The organism is uncultured Halomonas sp. (genome assembly GCF_947501415.1).
Taxonomy (GTDB): domain Bacteria; phylum Pseudomonadota; class Gammaproteobacteria; order Pseudomonadales; family Halomonadaceae; genus Halomonas.
The window spans coordinates 72,935-91,649 of sequence record NZ_CANMVL010000021.1 but is presented as its reverse complement, the minus strand read 5'-3'; the positions used below and the strand labels follow the sequence as shown (position 1 = coordinate 91,649).

Annotated in this window: 18 protein-coding genes; 3 read left to right on the top strand and 15 right to left on the bottom strand. The window is 66.2% G+C overall.

What is annotated here, in order from left to right:
* Nucleotides 1–76 precede the first annotated feature (76 nt).
* The 3 genes from Q0894_RS13170 to prmB form a co-directional block, all read right to left on the bottom strand.
* A complete protein-coding gene (locus Q0894_RS13170) occupies nucleotides 77–562 on the bottom strand; it encodes a hypothetical protein (protein WP_299236125.1) in 486 nt (161 codons plus the stop codon).
* Between the two features lie 84 nt (nucleotides 563–646).
* Nucleotides 647–1,732, bottom strand: a complete 1,086-nt coding sequence (gene aroC, locus Q0894_RS13165; protein WP_299236123.1) for a chorismate synthase — start codon at nucleotides 1,730–1,732, stop codon at nucleotides 647–649.
* A gap of 32 nt (nucleotides 1,733–1,764) precedes the next feature.
* Nucleotides 1,765–2,718, bottom strand: coding sequence for a 50S ribosomal protein L3 N(5)-glutamine methyltransferase (gene prmB / locus Q0894_RS13160; protein ID WP_299236121.1), 954 nt, complete (start codon nucleotides 2,716–2,718; stop codon nucleotides 1,765–1,767).
* Between the two features lie 143 nt (nucleotides 2,719–2,861).
* Here prmB and Q0894_RS13155 point away from each other — a divergent pair, with 143 nt between their 5' ends.
* Nucleotides 2,862–3,434, top strand: coding sequence for a Smr/MutS family protein (locus Q0894_RS13155; RefSeq protein ID WP_299236119.1), 573 nt, complete (start codon nucleotides 2,862–2,864; stop codon nucleotides 3,432–3,434).
* Nucleotides 3,435–3,437: 3 nt separating this feature from the next.
* On the opposite strand, the gene Q0894_RS13150 is transcribed toward Q0894_RS13155, so the two are convergent.
* The 3 genes from Q0894_RS13150 to Q0894_RS13140 are packed head-to-tail and all read right to left on the bottom strand — an operon-like array spanning nucleotide 3,438 to nucleotide 6,213.
* Complete coding sequence (locus Q0894_RS13150; RefSeq protein WP_299236117.1) at nucleotides 3,438–4,514, bottom strand: patatin-like phospholipase family protein; 1,077 nt, start codon at nucleotides 4,512–4,514, stop codon at nucleotides 3,438–3,440.
* A 14-nt stretch (nucleotides 4,515–4,528) separates the two neighbouring features.
* A complete protein-coding gene (locus tag Q0894_RS13145; RefSeq protein ID WP_299236115.1) occupies nucleotides 4,529–5,407 on the bottom strand; it encodes an alpha/beta hydrolase in 879 nt (292 codons plus the stop codon).
* Complete coding sequence (locus Q0894_RS13140; protein ID WP_299236113.1) at nucleotides 5,404–6,213, bottom strand: alpha/beta hydrolase; 810 nt, start codon at nucleotides 6,211–6,213, stop codon at nucleotides 5,404–5,406. Before Q0894_RS13140 ends, Q0894_RS13145 begins: the two co-directional genes overlap by 4 nt.
* Before the next feature lie 200 nt (nucleotides 6,214–6,413).
* Here Q0894_RS13140 and Q0894_RS13135 point away from each other — a divergent pair, with 200 nt between their 5' ends.
* On the top strand, nucleotides 6,414–7,361 hold the full coding sequence (locus tag Q0894_RS13135) for an AEC family transporter (protein ID WP_299236198.1): 948 nt from the start codon (nucleotides 6,414–6,416) through the stop codon (nucleotides 7,359–7,361).
* 96 nt (nucleotides 7,362–7,457) lie between these two features.
* Here the strand turns inward: Q0894_RS13135 and sixA are convergent, their stop codons facing one another.
* The 8 genes from sixA to Q0894_RS13095 form a co-directional block, all read right to left on the bottom strand.
* Nucleotides 7,458–7,934, bottom strand: a complete 477-nt coding sequence (sixA, locus tag Q0894_RS13130) for a phosphohistidine phosphatase SixA (protein WP_299236197.1) — start codon at nucleotides 7,932–7,934, stop codon at nucleotides 7,458–7,460.
* Nucleotides 7,927–9,018 carry an NAD(P)H-dependent glycerol-3-phosphate dehydrogenase gene (locus tag Q0894_RS13125; protein WP_299236111.1) on the bottom strand — a complete coding sequence of 364 codons (1,092 nt, stop codon included), beginning with the start codon at nucleotides 9,016–9,018 and terminating at the stop codon, nucleotides 7,927–7,929. Before Q0894_RS13125 ends, sixA begins: the two co-directional genes overlap by 8 nt.
* Before the next feature lie 119 nt (nucleotides 9,019–9,137).
* A complete protein-coding gene (locus Q0894_RS13120; protein ID WP_299236109.1) occupies nucleotides 9,138–10,580 on the bottom strand; it encodes an NAD(P)(+) transhydrogenase (Re/Si-specific) subunit beta in 1,443 nt (480 codons plus the stop codon).
* Between the two features lie 16 nt (nucleotides 10,581–10,596).
* Nucleotides 10,597–12,168, bottom strand: coding sequence for a Re/Si-specific NAD(P)(+) transhydrogenase subunit alpha (locus Q0894_RS13115; RefSeq protein ID WP_299236107.1), 1,572 nt, complete (start codon nucleotides 12,166–12,168; stop codon nucleotides 10,597–10,599).
* A gap of 245 nt (nucleotides 12,169–12,413) precedes the next feature.
* Nucleotides 12,414–14,321 (bottom strand): molecular chaperone HtpG, encoded by a 1,908-nt coding sequence (gene htpG / locus Q0894_RS13110; RefSeq protein WP_299236105.1) that lies wholly within the window; start codon nucleotides 14,319–14,321, stop codon nucleotides 12,414–12,416.
* A 106-nt stretch (nucleotides 14,322–14,427) separates the two neighbouring features.
* On the bottom strand, nucleotides 14,428–14,898 hold the full coding sequence (locus tag Q0894_RS13105) for a PaaI family thioesterase (RefSeq protein ID WP_195687293.1): 471 nt from the start codon (nucleotides 14,896–14,898) through the stop codon (nucleotides 14,428–14,430).
* Nucleotides 14,891–15,388 (bottom strand): PaaI family thioesterase, encoded by a 498-nt coding sequence (locus Q0894_RS13100; RefSeq protein ID WP_299236102.1) that lies wholly within the window; start codon nucleotides 15,386–15,388, stop codon nucleotides 14,891–14,893. The genes Q0894_RS13105 and Q0894_RS13100 overlap by 8 nt, the downstream gene beginning before the upstream one ends.
* 53 nt (nucleotides 15,389–15,441) lie before the next feature.
* Entirely contained in the window at nucleotides 15,442–15,786 is a 345-nt protein-coding gene (locus Q0894_RS13095; protein ID WP_161423181.1) for a DUF1232 domain-containing protein, read from the bottom strand.
* A 226-nt stretch (nucleotides 15,787–16,012) separates the two neighbouring features.
* Between Q0894_RS13095 and Q0894_RS13090 the strand changes: the two genes are divergently transcribed.
* Complete coding sequence (locus Q0894_RS13090; RefSeq protein WP_299236100.1) at nucleotides 16,013–17,959, top strand: transglycosylase SLT domain-containing protein; 1,947 nt, start codon at nucleotides 16,013–16,015, stop codon at nucleotides 17,957–17,959.
* A 107-nt stretch (nucleotides 17,960–18,066) separates the two neighbouring features.
* Here Q0894_RS13090 and Q0894_RS13085 read toward each other — a convergent pair whose 3' ends face one another.
* Complete coding sequence (locus tag Q0894_RS13085; protein ID WP_299236098.1) at nucleotides 18,067–18,711, bottom strand: LysE family translocator; 645 nt, start codon at nucleotides 18,709–18,711, stop codon at nucleotides 18,067–18,069.
* Nucleotides 18,712–18,715: the final 4 nt, after the last annotated feature.

Genomic DNA, 18,715 nt, shown 5'->3' with positions numbered 1-18,715 from the left:
TTACAAGACCAAGTTGCAAGGCCATGACGTCGGGATGCGGCAACACCTGGGGGTTATATCAGCATGGCGGCTTGCATCAGCTGTCGCGCTTGGTTCGTGAACGAGCGCTCGCGGCTCCCTTGGTGGACTTGGCACGGCTTGAGGTGTTGCCGCTGCTGGTCTTGGCGGAAGCACTCCTGGAACCCGTATCGGCCTTTTCGCTCTTGTTGCCGGTCTTGGTCGCACGACTTTCCGTCCCCTCCTCGGGCTCGGACTGAGCGGCGGACTGCCCGGCCTGCTTGAGCATGTCGAGCATCATCTGCTGATAGGTACCGAAGCTGGATAGCCCCTGGGAGAGCCCTTGGGACAAGCCCTGCGATAGCCCCTGGGTCATGCCCTGCCCCATGCCGGTCTGCTGCAGAAACGGCTGCATCAGGCTCATCGGGTCATAGCCCTCCACCCCGGACTCCATCTGTTTCTGGATTCGATCCAGCAGATCCTTCTGGAAGGCCGCCACATCCGGCAGCCCCAGTGCCTGGCGAAACTCATCGGGGGTAAGGTCAAACTCGACGTTGATCTTCATGGTGTCAGCCCTGTCCGTTGGTCTGCCTCGCAGTGTAGCAGCCTCTCCTGGCCTGCCCTCAACGAGATGCCCCTCAACGCGCCTTCATCGCAGCGTCGGGGTCTCGACGCTGACATCGGCGTTCTGGCCACGCTGACGCAGCAGGTGATCCATCAGGGTAAGAGCCATCATCGCCTCGGCGATCGGCGTGGCCCGAATGCCCACACAGGGGTCATGGCGCCCCTTGGTAATCACCTCCACCGGATTGCCCTGTATATCGATGCTGCGCCCCGGGGTGGTGATGCTGGATGTCGGCTTGAGCGCCAGGTGCGCGATGATCGCCTGTCCGCTGGAGATACCGCCCAGCACACCGCCGGCATGGTTGGAGAGGAAGCCTTCGGGCGTCATCTCGTCGCGGTGCTCGCTGCCACGGCTGGCCACGGCGGCGAAGCCATCACCGATCTCCACCCCCTTCACCGCATTGATGCTCATCAGCCCATGCGCCAGTTCGGCGTCGAGCCGGTCGAACACCGGCTCGCCGAGCCCCGGCGGTACCCCCTCGGCCACTACCGTGATCTTCGCCCCTACCGAGTCCTGGTCGCGGCGCAGCTGATCCATGTAGGCCTCGAGCTCCTCCACACGACTGGCATCGGGACAGAAGAAGGGGTTGCCCTCCACCGCCTCCCAGCTACTGAAGGCGATCTCGATGGGGCCAAGCTGGCTCATGTAGCCGCGAACGGTGATGCCCTGAGAGGCGAGGTACTTCTTGGCGATGGCCCCGGCGGCCACACGCATCGCGGTCTCACGAGCGCTGGAGCGCCCCCCACCGCGGTAGTCACGGATACCGTACTTGTGGTGATAGCTGTAGTCGGCATGGGCCGGGCGGAACTGGTCCTTGATCTTCGAATAGTCCTTGGAGCGCTGATCGGTATTCTCGATCAGCAGACCAATGGCGGTACCGGTGGTCAACCCCTCGAAGACCCCCGAGAGGATACGCACCCGATCGGGCTCGCGACGCTGGGTGGTATGACGCGAGGTGCCGGGGCGACGACGATCCAGGTCGCGCTGAAGGTCCTCCTCGCTGAGCGGCAGGCCAGGCGGGCAACCGTCGACGATGGCGCCCAGCGCCGGGCCATGGCTCTCGCCGAAGGTGGTGACGGTAAACAGCTTGCCGAAGGTATTGCCGGACATGGGCGTTCCTCGAGTGATCGGAAGTCGGTGAATCAGGCGAAGGACGCCGCATGGGCGTCGAGTTCATCGGCAGTCAGGGCGAACACCCCCTGGCCACCGCGCTCGAAGTCGAGCCACAGGAAGGGTACCTCGGGGAAGGCCGCCTCCAGATGGTGATCGGAGTTGCCCACCTCGACGATCAGCACGCCGCGCTCGGTCAGGTGTTCACGAGCCTCGCGCAGGATACGCCTCGTGATATCCAGCCCGTCCGCGCCGGACCCCAGTGCCAGCGCAGGCTCGTGGCGGAACTCGGCGGGCATGATGGCCAGATCGCGGGCATCCACATAGGGTGGATTGGAGACGATCAGGTCATAGCGGCCGGGAAGCGCATCGAACAGATCCGATGCCACTGCTCTCACCCGGTCGCCGACATCATGACGACTGATGTTCTGCCGGGCCACCGCCAGCGCCTCCTGACTGATATCGGCGAGGTCAACCTCACTGGTGGGCAGATGCAGCGCCGTGGCGATACCGATACAGCCGGAGCCGGCGCACAGGTCGAGCACCCGGTGTGGTGGCTCCTCGGGGAACCAGGCATCGAAGCCCGACTCCACCAATTCAGCGATGGGCGAGCGTGGAATCAGCACCCGCTCGTCGACATCGAAGGGCAGGCCGGCGAACCACGCCTCTCCCAGCAGATAGGGCAGCGGTCGCCGATGAACGATGCGGCTGCGTACCAGGGCGACGATACGGCTGCGCTCCATGGGCAGAAGGCGAGCGTCGAGCACCGCCGGGTCGACATTCCAGGGGAGATGCAGCGCGCCCAGGGTCAGGGCCACCGCCTCGTCCCAGGGCGAATCACTGCCATGGCCATGAAACAGCCCGGCCAGATGGAACTCGCTGGCCGCCCAGCGCAGGCAGTCGCGCAGGGTCAGGAGCTCGGCGGCGAGCCGGTCATCGGTGAGCGTCAGAGTGGAAGTCGCGCGCGGGGCGTGCTGATCGGCCAAGGGGGCACCTGAACGTCGTGAAATAAAGGGTCAATGATTGTAACCCGGCCCACCGGTTCACAGCCACGCCACGCCGGGTATACTGGTCCCCCTCGCCAACCAGCCGATACTGCCCATCAGCCCTGCCCCATGAGCCCTGCCCCATGAGCCAAAACCGCCACCGCCCGGACGATGACGAGATCAGCGCCTTCCGCCAGGCCCTGCAGCAGGCCGGCGTGAAGCCGATCAAGCGCAATCGCGCCGACCCGGGTCGCCCGCGCCGCGAGGAGGCCGCCGCCGCCGCGCGGCGAGCCGCCGCCCAGTCGGCGGGTGACGACAGCGCCAGCGGACGAACCTCGGATGGCCGCGTGGAGGCGGTGCGCCCCTCGGAATATCTCGACTTCGCCCTGCCCGACCTGCCATGGCGCACCCGTAGCCGCCTCAAGCGCGGCGAGATGGCCTGGGAGGCGGGGCTCGACCTCCACGGCTACACCCTGGAAGAAGCCCGCGAGCAGCTGGAGGGGTTTCTGCGTGATGCTGCCGTGGAACGACGCCGCTGCCTGCTGGTGGTGCATGGCAAGGCGTGGGGCACGGACGGCAACTATCCGGTGCTCAAGAGCCACGTCAATGCCTGGCTGCGCGAATGGCCCGGGGTGCTGGCGTTCTGCTCGGCCGTGGAGGCCGAAGGCGGCACCGGCGCCGTCTATGTGCTGCTGCGCCGGCGGGGCGAGCGCTGAGGGTTATTCGGACGACCGCGTGTCACCCGGCAGGCGTGGCCCGACGACGATGCCACGCCCCCCCCACCCCGGATGGCTACGTCCTTCGTAACGATCCAGGGCCTCCACCGCGAGCTGGCGCCCCAGGGTGATCAGCGCCTCGGCACGATGGAACTCATAGGCGCCACATACCGTCTTGGGCACCTCGATCAGCACATCCGGTGGATACCCCGCGACCTTGTACTTGGCCAGCGCCGCCTGGGAGATATCGAAAGAGGCCAGCGCCATGTCCAGGCGCCCCCACTGACGGCGACGGCTGCTCTCTTCACTCTGCTCCCCCTGCTCGCCCTCCTCCCACTCAGAGCCATTCGAGCCTCCCCCCAGACCATCGATCCAGCGCCCGGCCGCGCGTTTCACCTCCTCGATCCAGGCGCCGAACTCCTTCCCCGAAGCGGTTTCGGCGGCCTCGCGCTCCAGACGCGCCGCCTCGGGAGGCAGCAACTCCTCCAGAGTCACCGGTCGCGGACTGTGGGCCGTCACGTTCACCGCCAATACCAGGTCCGCCGCCGCCGAGACGGAGGGGGTGATCGGCAGCGGGTTGAGCAGTCCCCCGTCGACCAGCACCTGCTGGCCACGATGGACCGGCGTGATCACCCCGGGGACGGCAATGGAGGCGCGGATCGCCTCGAGCAGCGGGCCGCTCTGGAACCACACCTCGCGCTGGTGGGTCATGTCGGTGGCCACGGTCGTCATCTGAATCGCCAAATCCTCGATGCGGGTATCCCCCACCAGGCTCTCCAGCTTGCTCATCACCTTGTTGGCCTTCATGGCGCCCATGGCACTCCAGGAGACATCCACCAGCCGCAGCACATCGAAGTAGTCCAGGCGACAGACCCAGTCGCGATAGGCAGGCAACTGCCCCGCGGCATAGACCCCCCCGACCAGCGCTCCCATGGAGCAACCGGAGACCGCCACGACTTCGTAGCCGCGACGCTCGACCTCCTCGATCACGCCGATATGGGCATATCCGCGCGCCCCGCCACTACCCAGCACCAGCGCCACGCGTTTCGGCTCACCGGAGGCTGCCGCCCTGTCGTTCATATCCTTGCGTCTCCTCATCTGTCCGACGGCTCCCTGCCGCTCAACACCCAGCTAGCAATGGTCTCGGCCACCGCCGATACCGCCTCCGGCTCCAGGTGCAGGTGGTGACCACCCGTCAATACTCGGCGCTCGAGCCCAGGCAGCGCCGCACGAGCTGAACGCGCTCGCTCCGTCTCGCCCAGGATGCCGTCCTCCCCTTCGATCAGCAGCGTCGGGCAGGCGATCTCGGCCAGGCAGGCCATCACCTGCTCGGGGGTCAATCGCACCGGCGAGGGGCGCGCCAGACGGGGATCGGTTCGCCACCCCAGCCGCCCGTCCTCCGACTCCTCCAGGTTACGGAGCACCACGGGACGGATGGCCTCTGCACGCACCGGTGTGGCTCCCCCTTTGACGCGCGCGAGCACGGCCTCCTCTTCGTCAGCATAGCGCGCCGGGCGCGAGGGTGAGCGACGGTGTCCCAAGAGGCCTCGGCGCAGCTGCCGCGGCGCCTCCTCGGCCGCAGTGGTCACTGCCCCGAGCCCATCGATCAGCGCCAGCCGCGCCACCCGCTCCGGCAGGGCGGCGGCCAGCAGGCAGGCCACCCCGGCCCCCATGGAGTGAGCCAGCAGGGTCGGGCGCGTGGCGCCCAGGGCGTCCGCCGCATCGAGCACATCGTCGCAGTAGTCCCAGATGGCATAGTCACCGGGGGTATGCCATGAGTGACCGTGGCCGGCGAAGTCGATGGCGACGATACGCACCCCCAGCTGGCTGGCAAGCACGGGGGCCAGGCGCGAGAAGCTGGCGGCATTGTCCAGCCAGCCGTGCAGGGCCAGCCACAGAGGGGCCTCCGGCTCGCCCCAGGCCAGTCCTGCCAGGCGCCCTTCGGCCAGGCTCAGGATCTGTGGCGAGGTCATGACGCCTCCCCCAGCAACTCGTCCAGCGCGGCAAGCAGTCCCTGTCGCACCTCGACAGGGTGCTCCATGGGAAACATATGGGTGCCAGGCACCAGCCGCACCTTGACACCATGGCGAATCAGCCGGCGGCGGCGGCGCGGCGTCAACAGGTCGGAGTCCTCGCCAGCCAGAATGGCGTGGGGCACCCGCAGCCGCCGAGGCAGGTCGCCCAGATGGTCCGGCAAGTGGCGGAAGATCTCCACCTCGATATCGGGGTCGTAGGTCAGCAGAGCCCGGCCGTCATCGAGCAGTCGAGTTCCACCCTCGATGTAGTCGTCCAGGGCCTGCTCGGTGAACCGCCGAAACAGGCCTCGTCGGCGCAGATAGTGGCGCATCGCCTCCCGGTCGGGCCAGGTGGTGCGGCGACCCAGGCTCTTGCCAGCCGGCGTCACCCGATCCACCAGCCCCATCCGCTTGGCCGCCTTCATTCCCCAGGCGTCGATACCCAGCATCAGCGGTGGGTCGAGCATTACCACACAGCGAAAGCGTTCCGGCGCCGCCTCGGCGGCCATGGCCATCAGCACGCCGCCCATGGAGTGGCCCACCCCGATCACCGGGGCGTCGAACCGGGCCACGACGCTCAGCAGCTCATCACGCAGTGCCTGCCAGTTATGCCCCACCGGAAAGTCGGGATGGTGGCCGAGGCGATCCACGGGATGGAGGTCGAAACGCTCCCCCAGCGGCGCCAGGAAGCTGTGATAGCAGGCCCCGGGGAAGCCATTGGCATGGGCGAACAGCAACGTGGGTCGGTCGGTGTTGGTGGACATGGTCTATTTCCTGTGACGGGGCAGTTCAGGCACGGATGGCGGTAGCAGGCTAACGGGATTACCATGTTTCGCCAAGTCGACATCCATCTACCAGGAGCGCCTGTGACCGCCCGCAAGCCCCGTGATACCCGCCTTCGCAATCGACTCTTCTTCGCTACCGTGCTCGCCGCCATGCTGGCCGGCTTCTGGTTGCTACGGTGATGGAAGCCCTGGCGACCTTCCAGGCCACCCTGGAGATCACCCTGCCGGTCTTCGCCATGGTGTTTATCGGCCTGGGACTCAAACGCGCCCGCTGGATCGATTCGGCCTTCGTCACCACCGCCTCACAGCTGGTGTTCAAGGCGACCCTGCCCACGCTGATCTTCTTGAGCATCATCCGCGCCGATCTCGAGACGACCCTCAACCCGCGGATGCTCGGGGTGTTTGCCCTGGCCACCCTGGGCAGCTTCCTCCTCGCCTGGGGCTGGGCCTGGCTTCGCGTCCCCCTGGCCGACCGCGGCAGTTATATCCAGGGCGCCTTTCGCGGCAACTGCGGCATTGTCGGCCTGGCCCTGGCGGCGGGAATGTACGGCGACTACGGTCTCTCCGCCGGCGGCCTGCTGCTGGGTGTAGTGATCCTGACCTACAACGCCTTCTCGGTGATCGCCCTCGCCACCCATCAGGAGGAGGTCACGACCGACTGGCGTCAGATGCTGATGCAGATCGTGCGCAACCCGCTGATCCTGGCGGTCGTCCTGGCCATGCCGGTGGCACTGTCGGGGCTGGGTCTGCCCGACTGGGTGATCACCTCGGGAGAGTACTTCGCCTCTCTGACCCTGCCGCTGGCACTGATCTGTGTCGGTGCCACCCTCTCGCTGGAAGCCATTCGCCGCTCGGGGGGCCTGGCGGCCGGTGCCAGCATGATGAAGATGGTGACGATCCCCGTTCTTGCCACCACGACAGCCTGGCTCGCCGGCTTCGAGGGGCGCGAGCTGGGGGTAATGTTCCTGTTCTTCGCAAGCCCCACCGCGGCGGCGGCCTTCGTGATGGCCAAGGCCATGGGCGGCAACGCCGTGCTTACCGCCAATATCATCGCACTGACCACCCTGATGGCCAGCATCACCATCACCCTGGGGGTGTTCGGCCTACAGATGGCCGGGCTGATATAGCCTTAGCCCCCTGAGCGCCAAGGGCTCCATCGCTGGGAGCTGGCTTTTCGGAAAGCCTTCAGCTCCCCTCGCGTTCTGCCAAGCCCTGCCCCCAACTCAGCCCAGTTCGCCCGGCGTGACAAACCTTGCCAGCCGCGCACAACCTGCCGCCCAGATATCGGCCTCTAGCTCGGCCACGGCGGCGGTGGGGAAGCCCAGGCCGCCATCCTCGCGCCCCTCCACGAGCACGCCGGCCAGCGCCCCCACCAGCGGCATATGGCTGACCAGCATCAGCGGCCGCCCCTGGGGCAGCTCAAGCAGCCAGTCGGCCACCGCGTGGGGCGAGTCATCCGGCGTGATGATCGACAGGGTCTCGACCTCAACACCCAGCGACTCCCCCAACACCGCGGCGCTCTGGCGGGCGCGCCGATAGGGGCTGGCCAGCAGGCGCAGGCCCGCCAGGTCGTCGCGGCGGCTTAGCCACTGCGCCACGCGCCGCACCTGCTGCAGCCCCCGAGGGGTCAGTTCGCGCTCGGCGTCGGGACTCCCTGGCCCCGCCTCGCCGTGGCGCATGATCAGCAGCCGCTCAGCCATGTTCATCCCCCCTTCCACTCCGTTTCGGTCCACTCTGCTCGCGGTGGGCGCGCTGTACATCCTCCCGGGCCAGCACGAACTCCACGTCGCTGCTCTGCTCACCCAGCATCAACAGTCGCGCCATCTCCTGGGCCGGCACTCCCTTGAACAGTACCTGATAGAGCCCCTCGGCCAGCGGCATGTAAATCCCTTCCTCCCGGGCCTTGTCGCGCACCAGGCGTACGCTGTTGACCCCTTCGGCTACCTGCCCCAGGGCCTCCACCGCCTCGTCCAGGCTGCGTCCCTCGCCCAGGGCGTAGCCGACCCGGTAGTTGCGCGACAGCTGCGATGAACAGGTGACGATCAGATCCCCCACCCCGGCCAGCCCCAGGAAGGTCATGGGGTTGGCGCCCAGGGAGACGGCAAAGCGGCTCATCTCGGCCAGCGCCCGGGTCATCAGCATGCTGCGCGTGTTCTCGCCCATGCCCAGGGCCGCGGCCATGCCGGCGGCGATGGCGTAGAGGTTCTTCAGTGCCCCACCCAGCTCAACGCCATAACGGTCGTTGCTGGCATAGACCCGGAAGTAGTCACAGCCAAGCGCCGCCTGTACCCGGGTACGGGTCTCGGGGTCGTCGCTGGCGATCACCGTGGCGGTGAGCTGCTTGTCGGCCACCTCGGAGGCGAGATTGGGCCCCGAGATCACCCCGATATGGGGGAAGCCGGTCTCCTCCTCGAGAATCTGGCTCATCAGCTTGAAGCCCTCTTCCTGGATGCCCTTGGTGGTACTGACCAGGATCTGATCGGGGCTCAGATGCGTGCGTGCCTGTCGCACCACCTCGCCGAATGCCTTGGAGGGGATCGCCACCAGCACCAGGCCAGCGCCCGGCAGCACCTCGGCCATCTCGGTGGAGGCCACCACCGCCGGATTGATGGCATAGCCGGGCAGGTAGCGTCCGTTGACATGCTCTTGGTTGATCTGCTCGGCCAGCACCGGGTCGCGCAGCCATTGACGCACCTCGGCCCCGTTGTCGGCGGCGATGCTGGCCAGGGCGGTGCCGAAGCTGCCCCCCCCGAGCACCGCCACCCGCATGCGTTCTTCTGCCATGATGCACTCCACTGGAGTTGGTTGAGTGGGGGGATTGTAGCGAAAAAGACGCCCGGACCGTGACCGGCCCGGGCGTCCCGGAATACGGCCCCGGGGCGGGGCCGTGTTGGAGGAGAGCGTCAGTCGACCAGCGGCAGCAGGTCGTCGATGCTCTTGCGTGCGTCGCCGTAGAACATCCGGGTGTTCTCCTTGAAGAACAGCGGGTTCTCGATACCGGAATAGCCGGTACCCTGGCCACGCTTGCTGACGAACACCTGCTTGGCCTCCCACACCTTGAGCACCGGCATGCCGGCGATCGGGCTGTTGGGATCCTCTTCGGCGGCCGGGTTGACGATATCGTTGGAGCCGATGACGATCACCACATCGGTGGAGGCGAAGTCATCGTTGATCTCGTCCATCTCCAGCACGATGTCATAGGGCACCTTGGCCTCGGCCAGCAGCACGTTCATATGCCCGGGCAGGCGGCCTGCCACCGGATGGATACCGAAACGGACATTCTTGCCCGCGGACCGCAGCTTGCGAGTCAGTTCGCTCACCGCATTCTGGGCCTGGGCCACCGCCATGCCGTAGCCCGGCACGATGATCACGCTGTCGGCATCATTGAGCGCACTGGCCACGCCACCCGCGTCGATGGCGACCTGCTCGCCCTCGATCTCCGCCGCCGGCCCCTGGGTACCACCGAAGCCACCGAGGATGACGTTGAGGAAGTTGCGGTTCATCGCCTTGCACATGATGTACGACAGGATGGCACCGGAGGAGCCCACCAGGGCACCGGTGACGATCAGCAGGTCGTTGGAGAGCGTGAAGCCGATGGCCGCCGCGGCCCAGCCGGAGTAGCTGTTGAGCATCGATACCACCACCGGCATGTCGGCACCGCCGATGCCCATGATCAGGTGATAGCCGATGAAGAATGCCAGGGCGGCGATCAGCAGCAGGGTCCAGAAGCCGGCACCGTTGAGGTAGAGGATGGCGAGCAGCAGCGAGAGTGCCGCGGCGCCGGCATTGAGCATATGGCCGCCGGGCAGCTGCCGCGGCTTGCCGTCGATCTTGCCGGCCAGCTTGCCGAAGGCGATGATCGAGCCGGTGAAGGTCACCGCACCGATAAACACGCCCAGCACCACTTCGATCTGCAGGAACATCAGCTCGTCGGGCGCCTTGGTGGCCACCAGGCCGGCAAAGGCCGAGAACTGATCGGTGCTCGCCTCGATGGCACGCGCTGCCAGCACACGACGACGCTCCAGGTCGGCGCTCCAGCCGACGAACACCGCGGCCAGGCCGACGAAGCTATGCAGCGCCGCCACCAGCTGCGGCATCTCGGTCATGTCGACCTTCTTGGCCACATAGACACCGATACCGGCGCCAATGACCATCATCGGAATCATCCAGCCATAGGCGCCGATTCCCGGCCCCAAGGCGGTAAAGAACACCGCCACGGCCATGCCGACGATGCCGTACCACACCGCCCGCTTGGCCTTCTCCTGATTGCTCAACCCCCCCAGGGAGAGGATGAACAGTACACTTGCCGCGATCGCCGCGGCAGACACGAATCCTTGACTCAGCATGGGTTGTCTCCGCGGATCACGATTTCTGGAACATGGCCAGCATCCGGCGTGTCACCAGGAAGCCGCCCACAATATTGATGGTCGCCACCAGCACCGAGATGGCCGCCATCAGCGTTACCAGCCCGCTGCCCGAACCTATCTGCAGCAGTGCCCCCAGGATGATGATCCCGGAGATGGCATTGGTCACCGCCATCAGCGGTGTATGCAGCGAGTGGCTGACGCCCCAGATCACCTGGAAGCCCACGAAGCAGGCCAGCGCGAAGACGATGAAATGCTGCATGAACGAGGCCGGCGCCACCTGGCCGAGCAACAGCATCAGCGCACCACCAACGCCCAGCAGGGTTACCTGACGCTTGGTCTGAGCCTTGAAGGTGGCCAGTTCGGCGGCCTTCTTCTCCTCCGGTGTCGGCTCCTTCTCCTTGGGCTTGGGCTTGGCCGCAGCGATCGCCTTTACCTTGGGCGGCGGTGGCGGGAAGGTGACTTCACTGGCGTGGACCACCGTGGCGCCACGGATGACGTCATCCTCCATGTCATGGTTGATCTGGCCATCCTTCTCGGGGGTCAGATCGGTCAGCATGTGGCGAATGTTGGTGGCGTAGAGCAGTGACGACTGGGTCGCCATGCGCGACGGGAAGTCGGTATAGCCGACCACCACCACGCCGTTATCACTCACCACACGCTCATCGGCGACGGTCAGATCACAGTTGCCGCCCTTCTCCGCGGCCAGGTCGATGACCACCGAGCCCGGCTTCATGGCCTGGACCATATCCTCCAGCCACAGCTTGGGCGCCGGCTTTCCGGGGATCAGTGCCGTGGTGATGACGATATCGATGTCGGGGGCCTGTTCGCGGAAGCACTCGAGCTGTTTCTCGCGGAACTCGGGACTGGAGGGAGCCGCGTAGCCGCCCGTCTCGGAGCCATCCTGACTCTCGTCGAAGTCGAGAAACAGGAACTCGGCGCCCATGGACTCGATCTGCTCGGCGACCTCGGGACGCACATCGAAGGCGCGCACCACGGCCCCCAGGCTGGTGGCCGTGCCGATGGCGGCCAGCCCTGCCACCCCGGCGCCGATCACCAGCACCTTGGCCGGCGGCACCTTGCCGGCGGCCGTCACCTGACCGGTGAAGAAGCGCCCGAAGTTGTTGCCCGCCTCGATCACCGCGCGATAGCCGGCGATATTCGCCATCGACGACAGCGCGTCCATCTTCTGGGCCCGCGAGATACGCGGCACCATGTCCATGGCCACCACGGTGGCGCCCTGGGCGCGACACTTCTCGAGCAGCGCCTCGTTCTGGGCCGGCCAGAAGAAACTGATCAGGGTCTGACCCTCGCGCAGGCGCTCGGCCTCCGCCTCCTCGGGCTCACGAACCTTGATCACCACCTCGGCCTCGCTCCACAGCGCCTCGGCACCGTCAACCACGGTGACGCCGGCATTGCGATAGGCCTCGTCATCGAAGCCGGCGGCCACGCCGGCGCCGCTCTCGATCAAGCATTCGTGTCCAAGCTTCTGGATGAACTTCGCGCTGTCAGGGGTCAGCGCGACGCGCGCCTCGCCCTTGGCGAGCTCCCTGGGTGCACCAATCTTCACGTTGGATCTCCCGGTTGGTTATTGAATTCGTGCATAGGTCAGGCTTTTTATTCATACCGTACAATGCCGCATTGCACAACCGTCGATTCAGCGTCGAAGGCAAGGAGTAACGCAGCATCGGAGTGACACTTGGAGAAGTGCCACGCTGACCGGAAACAGTCGAAAAGGCAAGTGTTCAACAGCGGGCCCAACGCAAGCAGGCCGCCCGAAGGCGGCCTGCAGATTGGTCAGTCAATACAGCGGTATCAGGCGCTCAGCAGAGCGTTGAGGCGCTTGACGTAAGCGGCGGGGTCGTCGAGATGCCCCCCCTCGGCAATGATCGCCTGGTCGAGCAGGATATGGGCCAGATCGTCGAAGCCCTCGCCCTCGACGCCCTCGAGGCGCGCCACCAGGGCGTGCTCGGGGTTGAGCTCGAGAATCGGCTTGACCTCGGGCAGGGCCTGGCCAGCTGCCTCCATGATGCGCCGCATCTGGAAGCCCATCTCGTGCTCGGGCAGCACCACACAGGCCGGTGAATCGGTCAGACGATGAGTCACCTTGACCTCCTGGACAGTATCGCCCAGCGCCTCCTTGACGCGCTTGACCAGATCCTCCTTGGCCTTGGCGGTCTCCTCCTGCGCCTTCTTCTCCTCCTCGTCCTCGATCTCGCCGAGGTCGAGCTCGCCCTTGGCGACGTCGACGAAGGCCTTGCCCTCAAACTCGGTGAGGTGGCTCATCAGCCACTCGTCGATGCGGTCGTGGAGCAGCAGCACCTCGATGCCCTTCTTGCGGAAGATCTCCAGATGCGGGCTGTTCTTCGCTGCATTGAAGCCGTCGGCGACGATGTAGTAGATCTTCTCCTGGCCCTCCTTCATGCGCGACACCACGTCGGCCAGCGACTGGTCCTGAGTGGCACTGTCGGTATGGGTGGTGGAGAAACGCAACAGGCCGGCGATCTTCTCACGGTTGGCGAAGTCCTCCGCCGGGCCCTCCTTGAGCACGCTGCCGAAAGTGTTCCAGAAGGTCTGGTAGGCATCACTGTCCTTGGCCAGCTTCTTGAGCATGTCCAGGGAGCGCTTGGTTAGCGCGCTCTTGATCTTGTCGACCTGGGGGTCCTGCTGCAGCAGCTCGCGGGAGACGTTTAGCGACAGGTCGCGGGTATCCAGCACGCCCTTGATGAAGCGCAGGTAGAGCGGCAGGAACTGCTCGGCGTCGTCCATGATGAAGACGCGCTGCACATAGAGCTTCACGCCGCGGGCGCCATCGCGCTCATAGAGATCGAAGGGCGCGCGGCTAGGCACGTAGAGCAGGCTCGTGTACTCGAGCTTGCCCTCGACCTTGTTGTGGCTCCAGGTCAGCGGATCACTGAAGTCATGGGCGACGTGCTTGTAGAACGCCTTGTACTCATCGTCGCTGAGCTCGCTCTTGGGGCGCACCCACAGGGCGGTGGCCTCGTTGACGGTCTCCCAGCTGACGGTCTCGCTGCCCTCGATCTCCTTGCCATCCTCGTCGCGGGCCGTCTCGACCTTGGGCATGCGCACCGGCACCTCGATGTGATCGGAGTACTTGCGCACCAGGCTCTGCAGGCGGAAGTCATCGGCGAACTCGCGGGCGTCCTCCTTGAGATGGAGCACGATCTCGGTGCCGTGGGTCTCGCGCTCGACATCGGCGACGGTGAACTCGCCCTCGCCCCTGGAGCGCCACTCCACGCCTTCCCCCTGCTCGGTGCCCGCCTTGCGGGTACGCACGGTGATGTCATCGGCGACGATAAAGCCGGAGTAGAAGCCGACACCGAACTGACCGATCAGGCGAGCGTCCTTCTGCTGTTCGCCGGAGAGCTGCTTGAGAAACTCGGCGGTGCCGCTGCGCGCGATGGTGCCGAGGTTCGCGATCACCTCATCGCGGCTCATGCCGATGCCGTTGTCGCGAACCGTCACGGTGCCCGCCTCGGCATCATGCTCGATCTCGATGCGCAGCTCGCTATCGCCTTCGTAGAGGGCATCGTTGTCCAGGGCCGCATAGCGCAACTTGTCGCAGGCGTCGGCGGCATTGGAGATAAGCTCGCGCAGGAAGATCTCCCGGTTGGAATACAGGGAGTGGATCATCAGGTGCAGCAGCTGCTTCACCTCGGTCTGGAAGCCAAGGGTCTCTTCGTGTTGCGTGGCAGTGGTCATGTGGCGTGAACCCCCTCTTTCGACATGACGACGGTGGACGGGCCACCGACTCGGAACTGGCAATCGATATGGGGTTTCCGCAGGGGTTTTCAAGCCCCTGGGTGGCTCACGCCTGCCCTCCTTCGGGATCATCCAGCACAAAGTGCAGCCTGGCGGTGGCCACCGGTGTGGCCTCCTCCTTCTGCCAGGCACTGACCGTGACATTGGCCAGGCGTCGCCCCTCGCGCAGCAGCGAACAGCGCGCATGGGTCGGCACCAGCCGGGCGGTACGCAGGTAGTCGATGGAGATATCGACGATGCGCGGCAAGCGCGGCTCGCGGGTGGCCAGCATCAGGTCCAGGGTCGCCGCGGTCTCCATAAAGGCCGCCACCACACCACCATGCAACGCCGGCAGCATCACGTTGCCGACATTGCCCGCGCGGGGGTCGAGACGGAACAGCAGGCCGTCCCCCTTTGGGTCCGGAGACGTCGTGACGCCGATGCGCCGCGCATAGGGCATCAGCTCGAGCCAGGCCGACAGATCACCCTCGTCACGGGTCCTGGTCAGCCACTCCACTCCATGAATGCCTTCAGGCATGCCCCTCCTCCTCGGCAAACAGCGCCTCGGCAAATGCCGGCGGGGTGTTGCGCGGCCCCAGCCGCACGAAGTTGCCGACGGCACGCGCCACCTCCCCCTCGGCCGACTGCCAGACGCGCCCCTCGGTGAATACTATCGAGGCGGTAAATCGCACGACCCGGGCCTCCACCAGCAGGTCCTGACCGGCCACCGCCGGACGGAAGTGATCGATGCGCAGGTCAAGGGTCGGGCACACTTCCGGCGCCGGCAATGCCGGCAGGACCGCCGAGCCGCAGGCGGTGTCCAGCAGCATGGTCAACACACCCCCATGGACCAGCCCGCGTCTGCTGTCGCCCAGCAGCTCCGCGTGCCAGGGCAGGCGCATGCGAGTGAACCGTGGCGAGGCCTCGAGCACCTCGAGGCCCAGCTCACGCGTGTGAGGTATCACGTTGACGAAACGGGTCAGGGCACGCCGCCAGTCGGCGGCGTCGGGACGGGAGTCGGCGTGCATGGGCGGCTCGGCTTGGCGTGTTGTGATAAACAGCTGACAGTCAAACGAGCGTATCAAACTCCGCTGGAGTTATCCTTGCTCCTGTCAACGCTCTCCTCCCGCCAGGCACGATAGGGACCCAGGGCACTATCCACCCGGGTCAGCAACCAGCCGACGATCACAGCGTCGTCGAGCACGCCCACCAGCACCAGAAAGTCGGGAATCAGATCCAGAGGCGAGATCAGGTAGACCAGCGCCGCCAGCATCCACAGGATGGCCATCCAGGGCACCGGACGATAGCGGCCACGCAGCACATCGCCGAGCATCGGCACGAACAGCCGCAGGGCCCGGGTAATCTGGCCGATCACACGGGAGCGCCCGCGTAGCCGGGTCTTCAACTTGTCACCCTTGCCTGCCATGGGCCTCTCCTTGCCATTTGCGAAAAAAAGTCATATGCGCAAAAAGGTCATGCGCTGCGCGCGAGCGCGTGACCAGGTCGTACGCGAGAATAGAACGCCACGATAAGCGATTCGATGAGACGACGACAGCCTCGACGACGCTGTCGTGGTCGGGCGACACTATCCCCTAGCCACTCCATCGGCGACGATGGGGATTTACACTCGAATCGACGCTGGAGGGTTCCCCATGTCGTTGCGCCTCTCCGTACCCTGGCGTGCCCTGGCCGCCGCCACCCTGTGCTGCCTGCCGCTGCTGGGGCAGGCCGACGACCGCAGCATGCGCGAGGCCCTGCAGGCCGCCCGAGCCGGTGACTGGCAGCGGGTCGACGAAGCCGCCATTGCCGATCATGAACTGGCCGGCTATGTGGCCTATCACCGCCTGCGCGACCGTCTGCCCGATGTGGCGCCCCGGAGGGTGCTCGACTTTATCGAGCGTCACGCCGACTCGCCCCTCGCCGAGTGGATGCGTGGCCAGGCCATCGATCGCTACGGCCAGGCCGGGCGCCGCACGGACCTGCTCGAGGTCGCCGCCGGAGAGCCCGAAGGCACCGCCCGGCGCTGTCATTACTACACCGCCATGCTCGACCGTGACCCCGCCTTGGCGGCCGCAGGAGGCCGTCGGCTCTGGCGAGTCGGGCGCTCCCAGCCCGAGGCCTGCGACACTCTCTTCGACACCCTGCGGCGCCGCGGTGAAATCGGCGAGGAGCAGATCTGGGAGCGCCAGATGCTCGCCTGGCAGGCCGGGCAGAGTGGCCTTGTAAGCTATCTGGGGGGCCTGCTGGGCAATCGCTGGCACACCGCTCAGCAGGCCATGGCGCGCGTCCAGGCGGACCCTGTCGCGATCACTCAGATACCCGACTGCCTGGGTCCCGAGTGCCGCGGCAGCGGCCCTTTCTTCGCTGCCGCCATGCATGACCATGTGCGCGCCGACACCGCAGAAGCCCTTGAGGCGTGGCGCAGGATTGCTCCAGGCTTGAGAATCGCGGCCGAGCATCGTCAGGCGATCGAGCATGACCTGATCTTCTACTCCCTGGTCCGGGACGTACGCTCGAATCGCGCCTGGGTGGATGCCACCCTTCCCCAGCTCGCCTCACCGGACCTGCTCGAGCTTCGGGTACGCACGGCCCTGGCCGATCGCGACTGGCGCGGCGTGCTCGACTGGATTCAGCGCATGCCGGAGGACAACCGCGGGGACGAACGCTGGCAGTATTGGCGAGCACGCGCCCTGGAGCAGCTGGGTGACAAGTCCGCCGCCGAGCGTGCCTATGCCGCCGCCGCCGAGGAGCGTAGCTTCTATGGTTTTGCCGCCGCCGACCGGCTGGGTCGTCCCTACGCGCTCAACATGGAGCGCAACCAGATCGACGCCGCCTACCGAGACCGGGTTTCGCGCTGGCCGGCCGTAAGGCGTACCGAAGCCCTGCTACGCATCAACGAGCCCGGCCTGGCCGCCAGTGAATGGTACGCCGCGGTGCGTCGAGCCTCCCCACGCGATGCCCGGGCGCTGGGCGACTACGCCCGCCGGCGCGGCTGGCATGCCAAGCTGGTCCAGACCACCATCGTCGGCCAACTATGGGATGCCCTCGAGTGGCGCTTTCCCGAAGCCTATCGTGGCGACTTCATGACATGGGGCCGCCGGACCGGAGTAGACCCCTATCTACTGATGGGCATCGCCCGTCGCGAGAGTGCCTACAACCCCGAGGCGGTATCACCCGCCGGTGCCCGCGGGCTGATGCAGGTGATGCCCGCCACCGCCACCCAGCTGGCTCGCCAGCTGGGCATCGCCGACCCAGGCGCCTATGGAGTCCTCGACCCCCAGACCAACATCCGTCTGGGCAGCACCTATATTCGCGATATGCTCGAACGCTACCGTGGCAATCGTCTGGCCGCCACGGCGGCCTACAACGCCGGCCCCGGCCGCGTGGACCGCTGGCTACAGAGCGGCGAGACAGAGGCCTTCGACCTGTTCGTCGAAGGTATTCCGTTTCGCGAGACGCGCCATTATGTGCAGGCGGTGCTGACCTATCGGGCAATCTTCGAAAGCCTGGCCAACGGCAGCAGCAGCGAGGGTGTCTCGATGCTCACCCCCGCCGAGAAGCGGGTGCGCTACGACGGCTCGCTACTAGCCCGGCAGTAAGCCGTAAGCCGTAAGCCGTAAGCCAGGCTAACGCCACCAAAACTCACATCATGGGGTTTTCTTACAGCGTCAAGCTTATCGCTTACAGCTCCGGGCGAAGCCCGGCCTCAGCCGGGCTGGCGCTCCAGCGCCAGCCTGATGCCGAAGAGAATCAATACCGAGCCAGTCAGCCCGTTGAGCCAACGTGCGAAGAGAGGGCTGGCCAGCCATCGACCTGCCCCGCCCACCATCAAGGCCACCCCGATCTGCCACAGATTGGCGATCACGAAGTGGACGCCCGCCAGGAACAGCGACTTGGCCAGTGCCGGGTCGCTTGGGGCGATGAATTGCGGCAGGAAGGCCATATAGAAGACCACGGTCTTGGGGTTGAGCACATTGGAGAGCAGCCCCTCACGCAGGGGCTTCCAGGCCGGAAGCACACGCTTCTCGACGCTCACCCCGGCCACCGGCAGTCCCTGGCCGCGCCGTGCCACCAGAAGCGCCTGAGCCCCCAGCCAGACCAGATAGATGGCCCCGGCCAGCTTGAGCACACCGAAGGCCCAGGCCGACTGCAGCAGGATCAGCGAGATCCCCAGGGCCGAGACGGCGGCGTGCACGAAGAGGCCGCAGCAGATCGCCAGGCTGGTGAACACCCCATCTCGCACCCCGCCACGCGCGGTGTTGCGGATCACCAGCAGGGTATCCACTCCGGGGGTGATCGAGAGCAGGGTGATGGCCACCAGGAAGGGCCAGAACTGGGCATCGATCCACATGATG

Bases quoted from the DNA above. Each gene is read 5' to 3' on its own strand.
- Q0894_RS13170 (WP_299236125.1), bottom strand. From the start codon at position 562: ATGAAGATCAACGTCGAGTTTGACCTTACCCCCGATGAGTTTCGCCAG.
- aroC (WP_299236123.1), bottom strand. From the start codon at position 1,732: ATGTCCGGCAATACCTTCGGCAAGCTGTTTACCGTCACCACCTTCGGC.
- Q0894_RS13155 (WP_299236119.1), top strand. From the start codon at position 2,862: ATGAGCCAAAACCGCCACCGCCCGGACGATGACGAGATCAGCGCCTTC.
- Q0894_RS13150 (WP_299236117.1), bottom strand. From the start codon at position 4,514: ATGAACGACAGGGCGGCAGCCTCCGGTGAGCCGAAACGCGTGGCGCTG.
- Q0894_RS13145 (WP_299236115.1), bottom strand. From the start codon at position 5,407: ATGACCTCGCCACAGATCCTGAGCCTGGCCGAAGGGCGCCTGGCAGGA.
- Q0894_RS13140 (WP_299236113.1), bottom strand. From the start codon at position 6,213: ATGTCCACCAACACCGACCGACCCACGTTGCTGTTCGCCCATGCCAAT.
- Q0894_RS13135 (WP_299236198.1), top strand. From the start codon at position 6,414: ATGGAAGCCCTGGCGACCTTCCAGGCCACCCTGGAGATCACCCTGCCG.
- sixA (WP_299236197.1), bottom strand. From the start codon at position 7,934: ATGGCTGAGCGGCTGCTGATCATGCGCCACGGCGAGGCGGGGCCAGGG.
- Q0894_RS13125 (WP_299236111.1), bottom strand. From the start codon at position 9,018: ATGGCAGAAGAACGCATGCGGGTGGCGGTGCTCGGGGGGGGCAGCTTC.
- Q0894_RS13120 (WP_299236109.1), bottom strand. From the start codon at position 10,580: ATGCTGAGTCAAGGATTCGTGTCTGCCGCGGCGATCGCGGCAAGTGTA.
- htpG (WP_299236105.1), bottom strand. From the start codon at position 14,321: ATGACCACTGCCACGCAACACGAAGAGACCCTTGGCTTCCAGACCGAG.
- Q0894_RS13105 (WP_195687293.1), bottom strand. From the start codon at position 14,898: ATGCCTGAAGGCATTCATGGAGTGGAGTGGCTGACCAGGACCCGTGAC.
- Q0894_RS13100 (WP_299236102.1), bottom strand. From the start codon at position 15,388: ATGCACGCCGACTCCCGTCCCGACGCCGCCGACTGGCGGCGTGCCCTG.
- Q0894_RS13095 (WP_161423181.1), bottom strand. From the start codon at position 15,786: ATGGCAGGCAAGGGTGACAAGTTGAAGACCCGGCTACGCGGGCGCTCC.
- Q0894_RS13090 (WP_299236100.1), top strand. From the start codon at position 16,013: ATGTCGTTGCGCCTCTCCGTACCCTGGCGTGCCCTGGCCGCCGCCACC.
- Q0894_RS13085 (WP_299236098.1), bottom strand. From the start codon at position 18,711: ATGTGGATCGATGCCCAGTTCTGGCCCTTCCTGGTGGCCATCACCCTG.